The sequence below is a fragment of the Nocardia sp. NPDC019219 genome, assembly GCF_040632645.1.
GTDB classification, from domain to species: Bacteria; Actinomycetota; Actinomycetes; order Mycobacteriales; family Mycobacteriaceae; genus Nocardia; species Nocardia sputorum.
Window position 1 is genome coordinate 171,742 of record NZ_JBEYCG010000006.1, and the last position, 20,035, is coordinate 191,776.

General features: G+C 68.0%; 21 protein-coding genes. 14 read left to right on the forward strand and 7 right to left on the reverse strand.

The features are described from left to right. Positions 1-402: 402 nt before the first annotated feature. The 11 genes from ABZ552_RS14215 (at position 403) to ABZ552_RS14265 (ending at position 12,257) form a co-directional block, all read left to right on the forward strand. A complete protein-coding gene (locus tag ABZ552_RS14215) occupies positions 403-1,755 on the forward strand; it encodes a sensor histidine kinase (RefSeq protein ID WP_281873878.1) in 1,353 nt (450 codons plus the stop codon). Beyond that, positions 1,755-2,180 (forward strand): roadblock/LC7 domain-containing protein, encoded by a 426-nt coding sequence (locus ABZ552_RS14220; protein WP_159839877.1) that lies wholly within the window; start codon positions 1,755-1,757, stop codon positions 2,178-2,180. Before ABZ552_RS14215 ends, ABZ552_RS14220 begins: the two co-directional genes overlap by 1 nt. Positions 2,181-2,253: 73 nt before the next feature. Then, positions 2,254-2,604 (forward strand): DUF742 domain-containing protein, encoded by a 351-nt coding sequence (locus ABZ552_RS14225; protein WP_039805398.1) that lies wholly within the window; start codon positions 2,254-2,256, stop codon positions 2,602-2,604. Continuing rightward, complete coding sequence (locus tag ABZ552_RS14230) at positions 2,579-3,184, forward strand: ATP/GTP-binding protein (protein ID WP_181721799.1); 606 nt, start codon at positions 2,579-2,581, stop codon at positions 3,182-3,184. The genes ABZ552_RS14225 and ABZ552_RS14230 overlap by 26 nt, the downstream gene beginning before the upstream one ends. 2 nt (positions 3,185-3,186) lie before the next feature. Then, complete coding sequence (locus ABZ552_RS14235) at positions 3,187-4,452, forward strand: cytochrome P450 (protein ID WP_281873875.1); 1,266 nt, start codon at positions 3,187-3,189, stop codon at positions 4,450-4,452. A 13-nt stretch (positions 4,453-4,465) separates the two neighbouring features. After that, on the forward strand, positions 4,466-5,695 hold the full coding sequence (locus ABZ552_RS14240) for a cytochrome P450 (RefSeq protein WP_357437376.1): 1,230 nt from the start codon (positions 4,466-4,468) through the stop codon (positions 5,693-5,695). A gap of 295 nt (positions 5,696-5,990) precedes the next feature. Further along, positions 5,991-7,277: a cytochrome P450 gene (locus ABZ552_RS14245; RefSeq protein WP_281873872.1), complete on the forward strand. Its 1,287-nt coding sequence runs from the start codon at positions 5,991-5,993 to the stop codon at positions 7,275-7,277. A 204-nt stretch (positions 7,278-7,481) separates the two neighbouring features. Next, positions 7,482-8,744, forward strand: a complete 1,263-nt coding sequence (locus ABZ552_RS14250) for a cytochrome P450 (protein WP_357437379.1) — start codon at positions 7,482-7,484, stop codon at positions 8,742-8,744. 9 nt (positions 8,745-8,753) lie between these two features. After that, entirely contained in the window at positions 8,754-9,983 is a 1,230-nt protein-coding gene (locus tag ABZ552_RS14255) for a cytochrome P450 (RefSeq protein ID WP_357437382.1), read from the forward strand. An 89-nt stretch (positions 9,984-10,072) separates the two neighbouring features. After that, positions 10,073-11,401 (forward strand): MFS transporter, encoded by a 1,329-nt coding sequence (locus ABZ552_RS14260; protein WP_281918878.1) that lies wholly within the window; start codon positions 10,073-10,075, stop codon positions 11,399-11,401. 355 nt (positions 11,402-11,756) lie between these two features. Beyond that, positions 11,757-12,257 (forward strand): flavin reductase family protein, encoded by a 501-nt coding sequence (locus tag ABZ552_RS14265; RefSeq protein ID WP_357437385.1) that lies wholly within the window; start codon positions 11,757-11,759, stop codon positions 12,255-12,257. A 32-nt stretch (positions 12,258-12,289) separates the two neighbouring features. On the opposite strand, the gene ABZ552_RS14270 is transcribed toward ABZ552_RS14265, so the two are convergent. Both ABZ552_RS14270 and ABZ552_RS14275 read right to left on the reverse strand, forming a co-directional pair. Continuing rightward, positions 12,290-13,156: a TIGR03619 family F420-dependent LLM class oxidoreductase gene (locus ABZ552_RS14270; RefSeq protein WP_281873866.1), complete on the reverse strand. Its 867-nt coding sequence runs from the start codon at positions 13,154-13,156 to the stop codon at positions 12,290-12,292. Next, positions 13,153-13,554, reverse strand: a complete 402-nt coding sequence (locus ABZ552_RS14275; protein ID WP_281873864.1) for a MerR family transcriptional regulator — start codon at positions 13,552-13,554, stop codon at positions 13,153-13,155. Before ABZ552_RS14275 ends, ABZ552_RS14270 begins: the two co-directional genes overlap by 4 nt. A gap of 460 nt (positions 13,555-14,014) precedes the next feature. On the opposite strand from ABZ552_RS14275, the gene ABZ552_RS14280 reads away from it, so the two are divergent. After that, positions 14,015-14,758: an IPT/TIG domain-containing protein gene (locus ABZ552_RS14280; RefSeq protein WP_281873863.1), complete on the forward strand. Its 744-nt coding sequence runs from the start codon at positions 14,015-14,017 to the stop codon at positions 14,756-14,758. A gap of 237 nt (positions 14,759-14,995) precedes the next feature. Here the strand turns inward: ABZ552_RS14280 and ABZ552_RS14285 are convergent, their stop codons facing one another. The 4 genes from ABZ552_RS14285 to ABZ552_RS14300 all read right to left on the reverse strand — a co-directional run bounded on the left by ABZ552_RS14285 (position 14,996) and on the right by ABZ552_RS14300 (position 18,068). Then, entirely contained in the window at positions 14,996-16,057 is a 1,062-nt protein-coding gene (locus ABZ552_RS14285; protein ID WP_281873861.1) for an NAD-dependent epimerase/dehydratase family protein, read from the reverse strand. A gap of 147 nt (positions 16,058-16,204) precedes the next feature. Continuing rightward, positions 16,205-16,447: a hypothetical protein gene (locus ABZ552_RS14290; protein ID WP_195089743.1), complete on the reverse strand. Its 243-nt coding sequence runs from the start codon at positions 16,445-16,447 to the stop codon at positions 16,205-16,207. A gap of 35 nt (positions 16,448-16,482) precedes the next feature. Beyond that, positions 16,483-16,809 (reverse strand): plasmid stabilization protein, encoded by a 327-nt coding sequence (locus tag ABZ552_RS14295; RefSeq protein ID WP_281873845.1) that lies wholly within the window; start codon positions 16,807-16,809, stop codon positions 16,483-16,485. A 98-nt stretch (positions 16,810-16,907) separates the two neighbouring features. Next, positions 16,908-18,068 carry a lipase family protein gene (locus tag ABZ552_RS14300; protein ID WP_281881034.1) on the reverse strand — a complete coding sequence of 387 codons (1,161 nt, stop codon included), beginning with the start codon at positions 18,066-18,068 and terminating at the stop codon, positions 16,908-16,910. Between the two features lie 452 nt (positions 18,069-18,520). Here ABZ552_RS14300 and ABZ552_RS14305 point away from each other — a divergent pair, with 452 nt between their 5' ends. Continuing rightward, positions 18,521-18,925 (forward strand): hypothetical protein, encoded by a 405-nt coding sequence (locus tag ABZ552_RS14305; RefSeq protein WP_357437391.1) that lies wholly within the window; start codon positions 18,521-18,523, stop codon positions 18,923-18,925. A 248-nt stretch (positions 18,926-19,173) separates the two neighbouring features. After that, positions 19,174-19,485: a DUF427 domain-containing protein gene (locus ABZ552_RS14310; protein WP_281873841.1), complete on the forward strand. Its 312-nt coding sequence runs from the start codon at positions 19,174-19,176 to the stop codon at positions 19,483-19,485. Between the two features lie 141 nt (positions 19,486-19,626). Here the strand turns inward: ABZ552_RS14310 and ABZ552_RS14315 are convergent, their stop codons facing one another. Beyond that, positions 19,627-20,025, reverse strand: a complete 399-nt coding sequence (locus ABZ552_RS14315; protein ID WP_281873839.1) for an NUDIX domain-containing protein — start codon at positions 20,023-20,025, stop codon at positions 19,627-19,629. Between the last annotated feature and the right edge of the window lie 10 nt (positions 20,026-20,035).

The window sequence follows — 20,035 nt, forward strand, 5'->3', positions numbered from 1 at the left end:
AATGGCCTGCGGGTTGCATGGCAGCCCAACATTATTGCCCAACTATGTCGCGATCTGCGGCACGTATCGTCCCAGCTCCGGGAATCCGGAAAGTGTCGATGGGATCGGCAGAGACTTCGTTGGAATGCTGCTAATGTGCGAATGGTCGGGTTCTGGTTACCGTTCGGACACGATCCGGGCGGTCGGCGATTCACGTGTAATCGCCTGTCCTGCGGGCACTATGCGGTAGGCACTCTGGTGAGTGCCGGTGTCGTCGCGGGGTTTCCGGTACTCCGACGCGGACCCCACCGACCGGTCCGTTCATGGTCGGCAGGCGAGGGAAGGCGAGCGAAGCAGGATGGCAGTGGGCCGATTCCTCGAGACCAGTCAACGACGAAAGAACTGATGAATCAAGATATCGCCGTGGTGCTTTCATGGATCCTCGCCGCCGCTGTGGTGATCGCCGTAGCGGGGGCGTTGTATGCAGTGCAGTATGCCAGGGCTCAGCGGGCCAAGGTCGAGACGCTGATCAGGGAACAACGCGCGACAGAAGACACGCTCGAGCGGTTCGCCGCCACCACGCTACCCGCGGTGGCCGAGTCGATCCGGCGGTTCGAGTCGCAGGTGCCCCCGGTCGAAGTCCAGGCGGGCATGGAGAATTCGCGGCTCGCGCAGATCCTGCGGTGGATCTCCGAGCGGTACGCCGACGATCTGAGCCTGATGCGCTCGGAGACCAGGGACCTGACCAACAACGAAGCGCAGCAGGCGATCAAGGCCGCCGAGGAGACCGCGCGCACCGAGGTCGCCGCCGCGTCGCGGCAGGCGACCAGCGCCGCGGTCCGCTCGTTCGGCACCTCGGTGGTCAGCCTCGGCGCGGACGTCAGCCAGGTGGTGAGCGCCGCGCTGCGTGAGCATCGCGACGACGCGGTGTACGAGACCCTCACCCGCATCGACCACACCGTGCAGCAGATGATCCGTCAGGCGCAGTCCTACGTGATCGTCTGCGGTGGCCTGCCCGGCCGCCGCTGGCCAGCGCAGACACTGACCGACGTGGTCGGCGGCGCCATCGGACGCGTCCGGGAATACCTGCGGGTGCGGCCCAACCAGCTCGACCGCGTCGTGATCAGCCGTGCGGTGGAACCCCTCGTGCACACGCTGGCGACCCTGCTGGACAACGCGTTGCGGTACTCTCCGCCGACCTCCTACGTGGACGTCAACTTCCAGGAGGGTCATCACGGCGTCACCGTCATCATCGATGACGCGGGCGTGCGGATGAACGCCGAGCAGATGGAGGAAGCCCGCCAAGTGCTCGCGCACGAGCGGCCCGTCGACATCCACCAGCTCGGCCCGTCGCCGAAGGTCGGCTTCCCGGGTATCGCCGCGCTGGCCCGCCGTTACGGTTTCACCGTCTACATCGACGGCCCGAACGTCTACGGCGGCATGCGCGCGATGGTCTACATCCCGGAGTCGCTGCTGGTCACCCCGCAGAACGTCCAGGAGGTCGCGCCCGTGACCGAGGCAAAACCGGAGCCGGCCACAGTTCCCGCGAAGGACGCGCCGAGCGAGCAGCCCGTCGAGGACGAGCACTCGCTGACGGTCAGCGAGATCACCAGCGGCGGACTACCCAAGCGACGACGCCGAACGGTCGCGCTCGCCCCGGTCGGGCCGCGCACCGAACCCGGCCTCGCTCGCCCCGAGGTCGCCGCAGCTTGGCATACCGGCTCCAAGAGCGGCCGCGCCGCCGCATCCGATGACACGGAAGGGATGACATCCTGATGGCCACACCCGTGACCGACAGCAGCAACAAACTGGGCTGGCTACTCGAAGATCTCAACATCACGGGTGTGCGGTTCGCGGTGTTGCTTTCCGACGACGGCCTGCGCATCGCCCACTCCGCGGGGATCGCCCGCGACGAGGCGGAACGCTTCGCCGCCGCGGCTTCGGGCCTGCGCTCGCTCGGCAAGGCGCTCGGCGAGTTCTGCGGCGACTCCGCGAACGGGGTGCGGCAGAACATGACCGAGTACGACCAGGGGATGATCCTCATCACCGCGGCGGGGGAGGGCGCGCTGCTCGGCGTCGCGACCACCAACGACATCGACGTGGGCCTCGTCGCCCACCGGATGAACGAGCTGGCCGGCCGGGTCGGGCGCGAGCTCGGCAGTCAGCCGCGCAGGCGCGTAGACGGCAGCGAAATGCCATGATCGAGCGCAGCGAGCGAGTCAAAGGTACTGCGCCGCTGGGCATCACGGAGCCGAGCACGAGCGAGGTGCCGTCATGAGCAAGCCGCGGCGCGACCCGGACCTGGTCCGGGCCTATGTGCGCACCGGAGGGCGTACGCGTCCCACTCGCGAGCTGGACCTGGTTACTTTGGTCCTGACCGCCAAAGATCCACTCCCCGGCGCGTCGCCCGACGCGCGCCGGGTCATGGCCCTGTGCAGCCGTCGAGGTGCGCTGTCGATCGCCGAGATCGCGGCGTACCTCGACCTCCCGCCGTCCGTCGTGAAGATCGTCGCGTCCGATCTCATGGACGGGGGGCACCTGGTCACCCCCACCCCGGCCGAGTCCCTGCCGGAGATCGCTCTGCTGGAGGAGGTACTCAATGGGCTCCGTGCTCTCGCCGTCTGATCGCGCCGTCGACTACGTGCCGGAGACCGTGACCCGCTCGGTGAAACTGCTGGTGGCCGGCAACTTCGGTGTCGGCAAGACCACGTTCGTGAGCAGCGTCTCGGAGATCAAGCCGCTGCGCACCGAGGAGACCATCACCGAAGCCAGCGTCGGTGTGGACGACATGGCGGGGCTGCCCGGCAAATCGCAGACCACGGTCGCGATGGACTTCGGTCGCATCACGCTCAGTCCGAAACTCGCGCTCTACCTGTTCGGCACTCCGGGCCAGCAGCGTTTCGTCCCCTTGTGGGAGGAGCTGGCCCGCGGTGCGCTCGGCGCGCTCGTGCTGGTCGACACCCGCCGCATCGAGAAGTCCGACGAGGTCCTTTCGGTGCTCGAGGAACGCGGCGTCCCGTATTCGGTGGCGGTCAATCAGTTCGAAGGCGCGCGGCCCTACCCGCTGGAAGAGGTGCGCGATGCCCTCGACCTGGAACCGGGCACACCGCTGACGGCACTGGACGCGCGTGATCGGGGCACGTGCCTGCGTTCGCTGATCACGCTCGTCGAATTCTTGTTCCACCGTTTGGAGTCTCGCATTTGACCATGTCTCAGTCCTCGACCTTCCCCACGCACCTAGCCGGCGGCGCCTGCCCGGTCGCGCACGGATCGCCGATCGATACCGACGGTCCCAGGATTCCCCTCTACGCGGAGGGTTTCGCGGCCGACCCGCACGGGGTCTACCGGGAGATGCGCAGGCGCCATGGTTCGCTGGTCCCGATCGAACTGTCGCCCGGTGTGCCCGCCACGCTGGTGATCGGCTATCAGGAAGCCGTCCGGATCCTCAACGATCCCGAGCACTTCCCCGCCGATCCCCGTATCTGGCAGAAGAACATCCCCGAGGACTCGCCCATCCGGCCGATGATGGAGTGGTATCCGAACGCACTGCGCAACAGCGGCGCCGCGCACGCCCGCTACCGGGGCGCCTATACCGCGAGCATCGACGCCATCGACCTGCACGAAGTGCATTCGATGGTCGAGCGTATCGCCATTCCGCTGATCAACAACTTCTGCGAGGTCGGATCCGCCGATCTGGTGACGCAGTACGCGTTCCCGCTCGTCTTCGAAGTGCTCAATCGGATCGTCGGTTGTTCGAGGGAACTGGGGCAGCGGGTCGCCACGGGCATGGCGATGCTGTTCGACACCGTCGAGGCGGCCAAGGGCATGCAGATGTTGTCCGAGGCGTTGATGGAGCTGATCCACGAGCGCCGCGCGGAGCCGGGCGACGACGTGACGTCCCGGTTGGCCCATCACTCGTCCAATCTGAACGACGAGGAGATGCTATCGAACCTGATCAGCCTCTACGGCGCCGGAATCGAGCCGCAGCAGAACCTGATCACCAACACCCTGCTGCTGATGCTCACCGACGACCGTTTCGGCGGCGACGTCCTCGGCGGCAGCCTGTCCACGCGCGACGCGCTGGACGAGGTGTTGTTCAACGACCCGCCGATGGCGAACTTCTGCATCACCTATCCCCGGCAGCCCATCTTGATCGACAACACCTGGCTGCCCGCGCATCAGCCGGTTCTGGTCAGCCTCGCCGCCTGCAACAACGATCCGGCGATCCGCGGCGGCGACCGCACCGGCAACCGTTCCCACTTGGCGTGGGCGGTCGGGCCGCACGCCTGTCCCGCGAAGTCGGTGGCGTCGGTGGTCGTCCAGGAAGCCATCGACCAGCTCCTGGACGCTCTCCCCGAAATGCAACTGGCCGTGCCCGTGGACCAAGTGGTCTGGCGGCCCGGCCCATTCCACCGGGCGTTGGCGGCCTTGCCGGTCGTCTTCCCCAAGTCCCCTCCGTTGAACATGGTGTAAGGAGAAGCGTCCGATGTCGCAAGAGCCGATAGTCTTGGATCTGACCGGTTCCGATATCCAAGGCGAAGCGGCGCGGCTGCGCGAGCGTGGGCCGGTGGCCCTGGTGGAACTGCCCGGCGGGGTGCCGGCGTGGTCGATCACCGATGCCGTCGTGCTCAAGAGCCTTCTGGCCGACCCGCGCGTGTCGAAGGATCCCAGGCAGCACTGGGCGGCGTTCATGAACGGCGAGATCACCCAGGAGTGGCCGCTGCACCCATGGGTGGCGGTCGACAACATGTTCACCGCCTACGGCGCCGAGCATCGGCGGCTGCGCAAGCTGGTCGCTCCCGCGTTCACGCACCGTCGGACGGTGGCGCTTCGACCGCGCATCGAAGCGATCACCGCCGACCTGCTCGACCAGCTGGCGGCGACCCCGCCCGGCACGGCCGTCGACCTGCGCGAGGGCTACGCCTATCCGGTGCCGATCCAGGTCATCACCGAGCTGATGGGCGTGCCCGAGCACTTGGGCCCCGGCGTGCGGAAATGTGTCGACGGATTCTTCGACACCTCCTTCGGGCCGGAGGAAGCCCAGGCCAACTACCTGGAGATGTACCGGCTCATCAGCGAACTCGTGGCGTATCGGCGGGAGACCCCGGGCGACGACATCACCAGTGTGCTGATCGCCAGCCGGGACGAAGAGGACGGCTCGCAGCTGACCGAGAAGGAACTCGTCGACACCCTGATGCTGGTCATCAACGCGGGGCACGAGACGACGGTGAACCTGCTCGATCAGGCCATCTTCGCGCTGCTCACCCGGGCGGACCAGCGTGCCGACGTGGTGGCGGGCCGGATCCCCTGGTCGGACGTGGTGGAGGAGTCGCTGCGCTTCGAGGCGCCGGTCGCCCATCTGCCGCTGCGTTACGCCGTCGAGGACATCGACATCGCGGGCTTCCGTATCCCCAAGGGGGAGGCGATCCTCGCCTCCTACGTGGCGGCCAACCGCGATCCGAAGGTGCACGGCGTGACGGCGAACGAGTTCGACCCGCGCCGGTCGGTCAAGGATCACCTGGCCTTCGGTTACGGAGCGCATCACTGCCTGGGCGCGCCGCTGGCCCGGCTGGAGGCCGAGATCGCCCTTCCGGCCCTCTTCCGGCGCTTCCCGGACATGCGCCTCGCGGCCGACCCGTCCGAGCTGGGCCCGGTGCTCAGCTTCATCTCCAACGGCCACGCCGAGCTGCCGGTCTTCCTGGAGGCCGCGGAGTAGTCCGGTCCGCACGAATATCCCGCGCACACCTGTCCGGTTTCGGGGCTCGGCACACTTGGGTCGGGCCTGGCATCCCGCGTATCCGTCGCGATACGCGGGTACAGGTGTTGGCACCGCAAGCGGCCGCACCGCGCCCGCCCGATCGCGTCGATGTGGCGCACGAGTTATGCTCTGCCCCAGCGCAATTCGGCGTAAGGTCGAATTCGCTACGCTCGCACGGCGATTCGGCTTCCGGAACCCGGACATGTCGTGTACCAACCCTGCTCGTCGAACGTTCCGACTTTGGAGTCACGTTTTGACCCACGCACAGTCCTCGTCCGCGTCCACCTCCGGCGGCTGCCCGGTCCGGCACGGCTCACCGGTCGGTGCAGACGGCCCCCGGGTCGCGCTGTACTCGGACGATTTCGCGGCGGACCCCCATCGTGCCTATCGTGAGATGCGCGGACGGTACGGTTCGCTCGTCCCGGTGGAACTGTCGCCCGGTGTGCCCGCGACGCTCGTGATCGGCTATCACACCGCGGTGCGCATCCTGAACGATCCCGACCACTTCCCGGCCGATTCGCGGACGTGGCAGCAGACCGTGCCAAGTGACTGTCCGGTCCTGCCCTTGCTCGAGTGGCGTCCGGCCGCGATCCGCAATTCCGGTCTCGAGCACGCCCGGTACCGGCAGGCCACGGTCGCGGGCATCGAGGAGATCGACCAGTTCGCCCTGCGTAACACGGTGGAGCGGATCGCCGTTCCCCTGATCAACAGTTTCTGCGGGGACGGTTCGGCGGACCTGATCGCGCAATACGCGTTCCCGCTGTCGTTCGCGGTGATCAACGCCATGCTCGGATGCCCGCCGGACATCGGGCAGCGGGCGGCGATGGGGCTCGCGGCGATGTTCGAGGGCGTGGACGCCGAGCAAGGCAACGCGATGTTCACCGGAGCTATGGCGGATCTGGTGGCGCTCAAGCGATCCCAGCCCGGCGACGACATCGTCTCGCGCATCGTGCGGCACCCCGTCGATTTCGATGACGAGGAGATGGTCCAGCAGGTGCTGATGCTGTACGGCGCGGGCATCGAGCCGCAGCAGAACCTGATCGTCAACACCATGCGGTTGATGCTCACCGACCAGCGGTTCGCCGGCGGCATTCTCGGCGGCAGCCTGTCGACCCGGGACGCGCTGGACGAGGTGCTGTTCACCGACCCGCCGCTGTCGAACTACTGTGTGACTTTCCCCCGCCAGCCGATACTGATCGACGGCGTCTGGCTACCGGCGCACCAGCCTGTGGTCATCAGCATGGCCGGATGCAACAACGACCCGGCGATCAACACGGGGCAGTACACCGACAACCGGTCACATCTCGCGTGGAGTGTCGGGCCGCACACCTGTCCGGCCCGGTCGGTGGCGTATCTGATCGCCCAGGACGCCATCGACCAGCTGCTCGACGCGTTGCCGGAGCTGCGGCTGGCCGTCCCCGCCGAGGAGCTGACCTGGCGGCCGGGGCCGTTCCATCGATCGCTGACGGCCCTGCCGGTCCGCTTTCCGGAATCCCCGCCACTGCCGGTCCTTCAGCCGGAGCGGAATTCGGCGTCGTAGCCGCACTCCGTCCGGCGAACCGACATCGCCGTATGCCGAATCCAGAAGGAGGTTGCCGCTCAGAGGTCGTCGTGCACACAGCTGATGAGGGTGTGCGCCGGCCTGTCACCGATCCCACGCATCACGTCGACTGACGCCGCCGCGGCGCGCACGCGCCCAGGTCGTCGTGTTCGTCGAATTGTTCGTTTCTCTGGAGTCTCGTCTTTGACCACGCCACACTTCCCGCCGTCCACGCCCGCGAACGGATGTCCCGTCCGGCACGGCTCGCCGATCGACACCAGCGGTCCCCGCTACGCGTTGTATTCGCAGGAATACGCCGAGGATCCACACAAGGCGTACCGTGAGATGCGCCGCCGGTTCGGGTCGCTCGTCCCGGTCGAGTTGTCGCCGGGCGTGCCTGCCACCTTGGTGATCGGCTACCACACCGCGCTGCGCATCTTGAACGACCCCGACCACTTTCCGGCCGATCCGCGTATCTGGCAGAGGGACATCCCGGGCGAGTGCCCGGTCCTGCCGATGCTGGAGTGGCGGAAGAACGCGCTGCGCAGTTCGGGCCTGGAACATCTGCGCTACCGGCAGGCGAACGTGGCGAGCATCGCCGGGGTCGATCTGCACGCACTGCACGGAACCGTCGAGCAGATCGCCGTTCCGCTGATCAACGCCTTCTGCGAGGACGGCGCGGCGGATCTCATCAGCCAGTACGCGTTCCCGCTCAGCTTCGCGGTGCTCAACGCCATGCTCGGCTGCCCGGCGGACATCGGCCAGCAGGTCGCGACCGGTATGGCCGCCATCTTCGAAGGCGTCAACGCGGACAAGGGCAACGCGATGCTCACCGACGCGCTGTTCGAGCTCGTGCAGCTGAAGCGCAAGGACCCCGGCGACGACATCACCTCCAGGCTGTTGCGGCACGAAGCGGGCCTGGACGACGTCGAGATGATCCATCAGCTGATCACGCTGTACGGCGCCGGCATCGAACCGATGCAGAACCTGATCGTCAACACGGTGCTGCTGATGCTCACCGACGAGCGTTTCGCGGGAGACTTCCTCGGCGGCAGCCTGTCGACCCGCGACGCGCTCGACGAGGTGCTGTTCGACGACCCGCCGATGGCGAACTACTGCGTCAGCTACCCGAAACAGCCGATCCTCATCGATGACGTCTGGCTGCCCGCGCACCAGCCGGTCGTGATCAGCATGGCCGGCTGCAACAACGATCCCGCGATCGGCGTCGGCCAGCGCACCGACAGCCGGGCGCACCTGGCGTGGAGCGTGGGGCCGCACGCCTGCCCCGCCCGTTCGGCCGCGTATCTGGTCGTCCAGGACGCCATCGATCAGATCCTCGACGCCTTGCCCGAGATGAGCCTTGCCGTGCCGGCCGAGCGATTGAGCTGGCGGCCGGGCCCGTTCCACCGCGCTCTGGTGTCCCTGCCGGTCGTCTTCCCGAAATCCCCTCCGCTGACCGTCTTCTAAGGAGTCCCGATGGACACACAACCTCTAGTCCTCGACCCCGCGGGCGCCGACATCCAGGGCGAGTCCGCGCGAATTCGCGCGCGCGGGCCGGTGACCCTGGTCGAATTGCCGGGCGGCGTGCGGGCGTGGTCGGTCACCGACGCCGACGTGCTGAAGCGGTTGCTGGCGGACCCCAGGGTGTCGAAAGATGGTAAGCAGCACTGGCCTGCGCTCATCAACGGGGAGATCCCGCAGGACTGGCCGCTGTTGCCGTGGGTCGCGGTGAACAACATGTTCACCGCGTACGGCGCGGACCATCGCCGACTGCGCAAACTCGTCGCGCCCGCGTTCACCCACCGCCGCACCCAGGCGATGCGCTCGATGATCGAGCAGATCACCGCGGACCTCCTGACCGAACTCGCGGCGACGCCGGCGGGGGAAGCGGTGGACCTCAGGGAAGGCTTCGCCTACCCGCTGCCGATCCAGGTCATCAGCGCGCTGATGGGCGTTCCGGAAAACCTGAACGCCGGTCTGCGCACCTGCGTCGACGGCATCTTCGACACGTCGCTCGGGCCGGAGGAGTCGCAAGCGAACTATATGGAGATGTACCGGATCCTCGGTGAACTCGTCGCCTACCGGCGGCAGACGCCCGGGGACGACATGACCAGCCTGCTGATCTCGCACCGCGACGAGGAGGACGGCTCACAGCTGACCGAGCAGGAACTGGTCGACACGCTGCTGCTGGTGATCAGCGCCGGGCACGAGACCACGGTGAACCTGCTCGATCAGGCCGTCTTCGCGCTGCTGACCCACCAGGATCAGCGCGCCGAGGTGACCGAGGGGCGCGCGGCCTGGACGGATCTGATCGAGGAGGCGCTGCGCTACGAGGCGCCGGTGGCGCACCTCCCGCTGCGCTTCGCCGCCGAGGACATCGAGATCGACGGGCTGCGCATCGCCAAGGGCGAGCCGATCCTCGCCTCGTATGCCGGGGCAAACCGCGATCCGAAACTGCACGGCGCCACCGCCGACGAGTTCGACGTACGGCGACCGACCAAGGAGCACCTGGCCTTCGGTTACGGGGCGCATCACTGCCTGGGCGCGCCACTGGCCCGGCTGGAAGCGGAAATCGCGCTGCCCGCGCTGTTCCGGCGCTTCCCGAACCTACGCTTGGCGGCCGGCCCCGCCGACCTCGGCAGCGTGTCCAGCTTCATCTCCAACGGGCACGCCAGGCTTCCGGTGTACCTGGAGCAGGCGGACTAGCGCCGCCCCCCGCGCCTCCCGCCCCGGGGGCGCGGGGAGCTCGCCGCGGGCACTTGACGAAGTGGCCGTGCTGGGCCGAGAGTGCGCTGATGGTTTCCACCTCCGAGGTGGCCGGCACGACGTTGCGCAAGGTCACGATTCGCCTGGTGCCCTTTCTCGGGCTGCTGTATTTCGTCAACTACCTGGACCGGGTCAACATCGGGTTCGCCGGGCCCAGCGGCATGAAGACCGATCTCGGTCTCACCGAGACCGCCTTCGGGTTCGCCTCGGGCATTTTCTTCGTCGGCTACCTGCTGCTCGAGGTGCCGAGCAACCTGGCGCTGCACCGCTTCGGCGCCCGGCGCTGGATCGCCCGCATCATGGTCAGCTGGGGTCTGGTGGCCACGGCGATGGCCTTCGTGCCCGACGCCACCGTGCTGTATGTCCTGCGATTCCTGCTGGGCGTGGTGGAGGCGGGGTTCTTCCCCGGCATCCTGCTGTATCTGACGTACTGGTTCCCGCAAGCGCAACGGGCGCGGATCGTGGCCTTGTTCATGACCGCCGTGCCGATTTCCACCGCCCTGGGCGCGACCGTGTCCAGCCTGATCATTCGATACGGCGACGGGATCTTCGGGCTCAGCGGATGGCGGTTCATGTTCTTGGTCGAGGGCTTGCCCGCCATCGCGCTGGCGGTGGTGACCTGGTTCTACCTGACCGACCGCCCGGAGCGGGCGACCTGGTTGGAACCGGACGAAAGGGACTGGCTCGCAGGTGAAATCGCGGCCGAGCAGTCCGCGTTGCGGCGCGCCGAGCACTGGACGGTGCGCCGGGCGCTGACCCATCCGCGGGTGCTCGGGCTCGCCCTGGTCTACGGCGGCATCGTCTACGGTCTCTACGCGCTGGGCTTCTTCTTGCCGTCGATCATCGACGGCTTCCAGCAGCAGTACGGCGTCCAGTACTCGGTGGTGCAGCGCGGACTGATCAATGCGGTGCCCTATCTCGTCGGGGCGATCGTGATGGTGTGGTGGGGTCGGCACGCCGACCGGACCGGGGAGCGGATATGGCACGTCGCGCTGCCCGCGCTGCTGGGCGGTCTCGCCATTCCGGTGGCTTTGTACCTCGGTGACCCGTTCGCCGCGATGGTCGCGGTCACCGTGTGCGCGGTGGGCGTGCTCGCGGCGCTGCCGACGTTCTGGGCCCTGCCCGGCACCTTCCTGTCCGGCGCCGCCGCGGCGGGCGGTATTGCGCTGATCAACTCGATCGGCAACGTCAGCGGTTTCGTGGCTCCGTACGTCACCGGTGGGTTGACGGACGTGACGGGGAGCCGGCGGGCCGGGCTCTGGGTGGTGGGACTGTGCATGGTCGCCGCCGCCGTGGGGGTGCTGACGCTGCGGGGGCGAGCCCGCGACGTGCCCGCGCGCCGGAGCCCGGAGTCGTGACCCGGTCCGCCGAGAGCGCCGCTTACCGCTGAGTCCGGAGCGCGACCGGCACGGCTGGAACGCCTCCATCGGCCGGCGCCCCCTCAGTGCACTGATGTGCTCGCAATGTGGCGACCGCCACCATGCGTTTTCAGTGCAGGCGCGGAAGTCGTTGTGGTGGACTATCATCCACGGGATGTAGACCGGAAAGAGCCGGTCTGCAGGGCCGTCGTACGGGCGCCCCACCCCTGCCGGCGTCGGCGTCTGAGACGACTCGGGCGCCTCGGTTGTAGGGTGAGCGCTGCCCGGTCCGGCATGTTTGCGCGGCGATCGCGCGGGCATCCGGGGAAGACGTCGCATCACGCTGGGAGGACCGATGGCTACCGAAGACCGGACCGCAGTGTTCGACGCGGTGGTCGCGGCGGCGGACTATCCCGTGCTGCTGGTCACCGCGCAGGCGGACGGCCGGCGCGCCGGCTGTCTCGTCGGATTCGCGACGCAGGTCAGCATCGAGCCGCGCCGGTTCTTGATCGGCCTGTCGAAGAAGAACCACACCTATCGGGTCGCGCAGCGCGCCGACCGGCTCGCGGTACATTTGCTCGGCAGCGAACAGCTCTCCCTGGCGCGGCTTTTCGGCGGTGAGACCGGCGACGACATCGACAAGTTCGTGCACTGCGACTGGCACGCGGGCCCGGGCGGCATTCCGGTGCTCAGCACGGTGCCGAGCTGGTTCAGCGCCCACATCCGCGAGCGCTACGACCTCGGCGATCACGTCGGAATGCTGCTCGAGCCCGAGGACGGCGCCGTGCTGCGACCGGCCGCGGAGACGCTGCATTATCACTCCGTCGCGGATCTGGTTGCGGGCCATACCGTCTGAGGAGGTTACCGGCGCGAACCGCGCCGTGATCGCTACCGCAGTGCGTTCGCAATATCGAAGCGTTCGGCGAAGGCGGACAACTCGTCGCGGGCGCGCTCCGGGTCGCCGGTGCTCGCGCTCACCACGATGCGCGTGACGCCCTGTGCGGCCAGTCCCTCGACCCGCTCGGCCGGCATGTCGATCGATCCCCAGCGGGTGTACTCGAACGCCCCGGGGTCGCGGCCCGCCGCAGCGGCCTCGGCACGGGCGATCTCCAGTTGGGTGGCGCGTTCGGCCGGACCGAGCATGCCGCCGGGGAAATAGCCGTCGCCGCGGGATCCGGCACGGCGCGCCGCGGCGCGGCTCGAACCACCCACGTGAATCGGCAGGGGTCGGCCTTCCGTCGGTTTCGGATAGCTGCACAGGTTCTCGAACCGGAAGAACTCGCCGTCGAAACTCACCCCGTCCGCATCGCCGGACCACAGCAGTCGCAGCACGTCGATGGCCTCATCGGCGCGGCGGCCTCGGGTGGCGAACTCGACGCCGAGGGCGTGCGCCTCGCCGGGCAGGGTGCCCAGTCCCACCGTCAGCAGCCGCAGGCGTCCCTTGGACAGCACGTCGATGGTCGCCAGGCGCTTGGCCAGCACCACCGGATGGTGATAGGGCAGCAGCAGCACCGCGGTGCCGAGCAGGATCCGCTCGGTCGCGGCGGCCACGAAGCTCAGCGCGTCCAGCGGGTCGGCGAACGGGACCGTCGGCGTGAATTCCATCGGCCCGACCGCGGCGCCCGGGTACAGCGCGACGTGCTCCGGCAGGTAGATCGCCTCGAAGCCGCATCGTTCGGCATGCTGGGCGTAGCCGAGCAGCCGATCGGGGTCGACGCCGAAGAACGGGGTGCTATAGCTGACCGCGAATTTCACGGCCGCTCCCCGAGCCCGTCGAACTCGCAGGCCGCCGTGATCCGGTCGAACTCGCAGGCCGCCGTCAGCCGGTCGCTCAGCAGGCGGCGGACGTCCGTCAGCCGCTCCAGGTACGAATCGACCTCGGCCAGCTTGCGCCGCAACGTGGAGACCGAGTCCGGGCAGACGTCGCCGGAGCCGTTACCCGCCCGCAGGCACGCGACGAAGGGACGGATGTCGTCGAGGTCGAAGCCCGCGCCGAGCAGTTCGCGGATCTTCGCCACGATCAGCACTTCCGCGTCGTCGTAGGAGCGGTATCCGTTGGCGGCGCGGCGGGGCCGCACCAGGCCGTGCTCCTCGTAGTAGCGCAGGGCGCGCGTGCTGGTGCCGGCCCGCTGCGCCAATTCGCCGATGCGCATCCGTCCTCCTTCGCCTTTCGTCCTCGCCACGCTAAACCTTCTCGTCGGCGTCAAGGCAAACCGCCACTCGCCGAGTAGCCGGGCGACGAGCCCGCCAGGTTCGACGTACGTGTCGTCGATTTCGACCAGCCGAGCCTCATGAGTTCGGCGAGCCTGCGCCCGTCCCGACGCCCACGAGTTCATCCTCGCCGTATCCGCCGCTCTCGAGGGCGCTTTCGTCCTCAGCCGTATGCGCTCGACCGAGCCGTTGCACGCGGCCGGGCTTTGCCCGCCCGGATCGCGGAAATGCCGGCCGGAGCGCACGAATAGCGCACGGGCGAAACCAGACGAAAACGGACGAAAACGGATCCCATTTGCATTGCCGTAGTGGTGGTTTCGGGGCGTTAATGGTTACAGCCGGGCTACCTGAAGGTCGAGCGCTCCCCGGTGCAGGTAATCAATACTGAAAAGGGGAAATGTCATGCCTACTATCACTTCGGTATCGCCGACCACGGGCCCGAGTTCTGGGGGTAACAGCGTGGTTATCACCGGAACCGGATTCGGCGGGCCGACCACGGTCCGATTCGGCGGAACCGCAACCACTTTCACTCTGGATTCCCCCACTCAAATCACGGCGATCGCTCCGCCGGGCACGGGCACTGTGCAGGTCACCGTTTCCAATGCGGACGGTATCAGCAATGGTGTTCCCTACACCTACACCTCTGTGGTGCAGGTTCCCGTGGTGTCCGCGGTTATTCCGAATTCCGGGCCCGCGACCGGCGGTACCGTGGTTCTGATCTTGGGAAGCGGTTTCACCGGAGTTACCTCCGTGAACTTCGGAGCTACCCCGGCCCTGCTCTTCTTCGCGCTTTCCAGCAACTTGATCATCGCGATCGCTCCGCCGGGAACGGGTACCGTGCCGGTCACGGTCACCACTTCGGCCGGCACCAGTGCGGGAGTGCCGTTCACCTATGTGTCCGTGCCGAGTCTGAGCTCGATCACCCCGAACACAGGGCCGGTGACCGGCGGCACCACGGTGACGATCTCCGGCACCGGGTTCACCGGCGCGACCAGCGTGTTCTTCGGTCTCCTTCCGGCAGTGTCGTTCACGGTGGTCTCCGATACGCAGATCACCGCGGTCACTCCGGCGGGGGTCGGTTCCGTGCCGGTGACGGTTACCGGGCCGGGCGGTATCGCTTCCGGCGTCTTCTTCACCTATAGCTGACGCGGCTCCCGCACCTACCCGAGTCCGAGGCAGGTGTGCCGCCCAGGTGAACGAGGTATCAGGAAAACCAGAGGGGCCGACCACGATTGGGGTCGGCCTCTCCGGCCGTGCGCAGGTACAGCCGTCGGCTTCGGTTATCCACCGGCGCCGCGGTGGCAGTCGTCGCCCTTCGTGCGCCGAGCATCCCAGCCGGTGGCCACATCCAGCGGCGGACAGCCGGAGAGCCGGCCCGGCGAACTAGCCGACACCTAGTTCGCGTCCGCCGACCCCGGAAGCGAACTCCCGCCAGCGCCAAGGCCCGCCCGCTTCGCGGGCCAAGGGAGGGGTGTCGGCCCCAGCGCCCGCCCGCAGACCGGACAGCAAGTGCCGGAGGGCGTCGACCGCGGTGTACCGCGGTGTCCAGCCCAGCTCTGCCCGCGCGCGACCGGTGTCCAGGATCGGCAGGCGCAGTACCGCGTCGAACAGATCCGGCGCCGCTGGCAGGGTCCTGGCGTGCCAGCCCAGCGCGAGCGCGGCGCGGACGAGCGCGGGCGGCACGGATACCACCCGGGCATCGAAGAGTTCGGCCAGCCGGTCGCGATCGATCACCGGCTCCGCCGCCAGATTGAACGGTCCGCGGGCGTCGGTCGCGATCGCCAGCGCGTAGGCGCGGCCGACGTCGTCACTGTGCACCGCCTGGAAGCGCAGTCCGCGCGGGATCGGCAGGATCGGCGGGAGCCCCGGCCGGATCAGGCGATTCGGCAGCAGCGGACCGGCGAACAGTCGCCGCTGCTGACTGGCGGTCTCCCGGCGGAAGATGAACGCCGGGCGCATGCGCACCACGCGGCGGTCCGGATTCTCGGCTTCGAACCGATCCAGCAGCCTTTCGACGTAGGCCTTTTCGCGGGTGTACGCGGCAGGTGGCCAGCCGTCGGTCGGCCAGCTCTCCGGCACCGGCTCGTCATCGTGGCAGGGGGAGTAGGCACCGACCGACGAGGCGTAGATCAGAGCCGGGACCTGTGCCGCGGCCACGGCGCGCAGCACGCGTTCCGTACCGCCGACATTCGCGCGCCACGTGACCATAGGCTGGTGGGTGGGCTGGAACAGCCAGGCCAGATGCACCACCACGTCGGCCCCGTGGAAGTGGGCCTCGAGGTCGTCGGTACGCACATCCGCCCGCACCCACTCCACCCCTTCCCGGGGCTCGTCCGGCAGGCGCCGCGCGATCCCGACGATCGAGCCGACCCCCGCTTCGGTCGACAGTGTCTCCAGCAGACTCGTTCCCACGTTTCCAGTGGCACCGACCACGACAACACGCATAGCTGCTCCTCGGCTCGGCGGCAGGATTCGAGGTCGAGGTACCCAGCATCAGGACGACGACACGCGGGCACTCCGCATCAGCTGGATAAAGAGGGGAACAGGCGGGGAGGGCGGCACTGCCGCCCTCCCCGCCTGTTGTACCGAAGATCACATATCGGATTTCGCGAGGCGCTTCGACAAGAGTTCTTTGCCCATCCGACCGCCCTTACGGCTGTCGGCCTGCGCCTTGCGGAAGAATTCCACCAGCTCGCTGTCTCCGTCCCGTTCCGCGTCCTGGATGAACGTATCCAGACGCAGAGCGTTCTCCAGGGACGCTTCGACGAACCAGATCAGGTTGTAGTCCTTGTCCCTGGTGCCGGTCACGGTGCCGGTTTCCTGCTGCTCGGCCATTTCCACTCCTCTCGGTTCTTCGTCTTCGAGCGGGCTCAGTCCCGTCCGAGCGCGTGCGCCAGCTCCTTCTTCGTCATCTTCGAGCGGCCTTCGACATTGCGTTTCTTGGCCTCGTTGTACAGCTGGTCGCGGGTCGGCCCTTGCGCGCCGCTGTGCGAACGCTGACCGCCGCGCTGCTGCGGCGACTTGTCGTCGGTCGACGTCTTGCTCGCGGTCTTGGACTGCCCGGACTGGGCACGGTTCTTGTTGACCGTGCGAGCGGCCATCTCCTTCGCGCGTCCCGTGCTCGTGCCACGGGACTTCGCCGAATCCTTGATGTGCTCGTACTGGCGTTCTTGCTTGTCTGTCCAAGCCTTCGGCATGTCATCACCTCCTGTGCTTGCGGCTTACCCCGGGAATTCGCGCGCAATCCGGTCGGGAAGAACGCGCGGCGCCGAGCGGCCGCGGATGTCTGCCCGTGTCAGCAGGTGCTGGGCGCGGGCTCGCCGCGAACGCGGCCCTCGAGCCACCCCAGCACCGAGGGGGCGCCGAGCACCGCCGCGGTCAGATGCTCGGCGTCGGGCACGTGCACGGTCTGCAGCGGCACACCGGCCGAGCACCAGTGGTGGATCGTGTTGTCGATCGCGGCGACCGGAATCAGCGGGTCGCTCGGCGAATGCCACTCGAATATCGGCATTGCCGGGGAGCCGGGGTAGAGCTCCACGCTGTTCTCCTCCACCACGGACCACGCGCCCGGCGAGTCGAAGACCGAAGTGTTGTCCACGAGTTCGCGCGCGCTGCCGCCTGCGCCGACGGCGAGGATGTCGTTGGTGCAGCTGTTGGCCATCGCGTCGCGCAGCGCCCGTCCGCGCTCGTTGAGATTCTGGCTGATCGGCACCTGGTCGGGATACTCCCGCTCCAGGCCGATGGCCGTTGCCATGGCCAGGCCGAACGCCGGGTGCGGCTCCAGACCCAGCCCCCGCGCCATCGCCACCAGGTTCATCGGAGCGCCGCCGATGGCCGCGCCGGCGAGCCGCAGCTCGGGTGCGTAGGACGGCTGCAGCGCGGCCGCCCATGCCGTGGCGAGCCCGCCGCCGGAGTAACCGGTCAACGCCGCCGGGCTGTTCTGCAGGCCGAGTTCGGGTAGTCGTTTCGCCGCGCGGACGCCGTCCAAAGTGATCTGGCCGCCCAAACGCCCGGCGCCGAGCGCGAACTGGGGGCCGAGATGATCCGGCAGCGCGACCGTCCAGCCGCGCGCCAGCAGGACGTTCAGCATCGACGACGACGCCGACAGATTCAGATCGTTGCTGTAGAGCAGGTGCGATACCGCGCAATGCGTGCCGAGCGCGTTGATGAAGTGCTGATACGACAGCAGCGGCATCCCGGGCCGTTGTCCGAGGGGGGTGAGGATCGTGGTGGTCGCCGCGATCGGCGCGCCCCGCGAATTGGTGGACCGGAACTCGACCAGCCTGACGGTGGCGCCGGGGAAGAGGGCCAGCGGCGGCAGGACCCGTACGTCCAGCACGTCGCCAGGGTTGTGCGCCGCCAGATCGGCCGGTGCGGCGTAGAACGGGTCTGGATCGGGCTGCGGATAGACCGGTTCCGCAGTGGCCGTCGTCGCCAGCAGGAGGGCGAGTGCCATCCCGCCCAGGGCGCCGAGGACACGGACCGAACCGATGCGTCTGCCGCGGGGGGAACGAAGAAACGGACGAGTCACGACCTTGACCTCCAGGGGTAGTTCGGCGGATTCGCCGACCAGTGGTCTGCCTCCGAGTGCCTCGTTCGGCAAACTACCAGCGACATGTGGAGGTGAGTCAGGATTGCATGAAAAACTTTCTCGCATCGAGAAAATGCGCAGAATCTGCACTGTTTCGGCGAGGTATTGTGACTTCCAGCAATCTGTTAGCCATTGCATGTCCGTGCTGTCATCCGGTAAGGGAAAGCGGCGTACGAGCAGCGCGGTCGCATTCCCCGTCCGGGCGATGCTCGCCGAGCGCGAAAGGGATTCCAGGCGGGGGTTGCGACGCGGCGCGAGCACGGCTTGGCTGGATCACATAACCAGCGACGAGGTTCAGGACGAAGGAAGGAGCGGTCATGTCCAAGACAGCGGCCCAGAAGGTCCGCGAGTCCGGTTCCGAATCACCCGAGCCGGCACGCGCCGTGCCGGACACCGAGACCGAACCGCCGACGAAATCGGATACCCCGGCTACCGCACGCGCCCGGCTGCGGATCCCGGTTCCGACGGTGGGCATGCGGATGGCCCGAGTTCCGCTACCGCCCGGGCCGCGCACCGTGGCGACCGGCGTCTCCTCGGCGACCACGGCGGTGCGCAACCGGGTACCGGATCGGGAGTCGTTGCTCTACTTCGGCGGGCTCGGAGCGGCGGCGGTCACCGGGCTGGTGTCGTGGCCGGTCGCGGGGGCGATCGGCGTCGGCGTGTGGGTGGCCGAGCATGCGCGTCGCGGTCCCGGCGCCACAGGAGACGGGGCCCGAGGGTGACCTGATCGCCGGGCTCGCTCATGGCGTGGCTGCCCCTCGCCGCCCGCACCGTGAGTAGCTCCGCGTAGGGGCCCGACCTGTCTTGCCGGCCGGCAATCCGCCGGTCGGCCGATATCGTGCGGGCAGTAAGTCGCCACCTCCTTCGCGCGACTACAGGAGCGAATCGATACGGCAACATCCGTGTACCGACTCGGATACGGCTGCCGCGGAGCATTCTTTCGTCCGCGTGGGCGCGACAGGATCGCGATATGGCAAAGGCAATGTGGGATGGCGAAATTCTGGCGAGCAGCTCCGATACCGTGATGGTCGAGGGCAACCACTACTTCCCGGCCGAGTCCGTCCGGAAGGAATTCCTCCGGCCTTCCGAGACGCACACGACGTGTCCGTGGAAGGGTGAGGCCAGCTACTACACCCTGGAAGTCCACGGCAACCGTAACGAGGACGCCGCCTGGTACTACCCCGACCCGAAAAGCGCGGCGGAGCAGATCAAAGACCACGTCGCCTTCTGGCGCGGCGTGGAAGTGCTCGACGACGAGATACCGAGCGCCGCGCTCCGCTGACGGCGAGCGCGGCGCGTGCCGAATCGGCGCCGTTTCCGTGTTATGCCGTACTATCCGCACGGTTCGCTTGAGGTACGGATCCGTCCCGGACCACGGGACGCATCGGCCTGATGCTCCGGCCCGCGCCCGGTTCTCGGCGGACTACCAGTCGACGGCGCCGAGTTCGTGGAGTTTGCGGAAGACCAGCATGGAGCCAGGGGCCACATGGTCCATGGCGGCGTACTCGCTCACGGTGAAGTAGCGCAGCTCGGCGATCTCGCTCGCGGGCGTCGGGTCGCCGTCCAGTTCCGCGGTGAAGCAGGTCATGTGCAGCCGGGTGCCGGGGGAGTGCCCGTACGCCTCGGCGTGGAAAACCCCGAGTTCGTCGCAGGAGACCACGCCGACGCCGAGTTCCTCGCGCACCTCGCGGTGCAGCGCGGCCTCGGGCGTCTCGCCGGGGTCGATCTTGCCGCCGGCCATGTAGAAGACGTCCTTGCCCACTGAGCGCGCTTGCAGCAGGCGGCGATTCCGGACATGGGCCAGTGCGGCGGTGCGAATCACCGGCCCACTG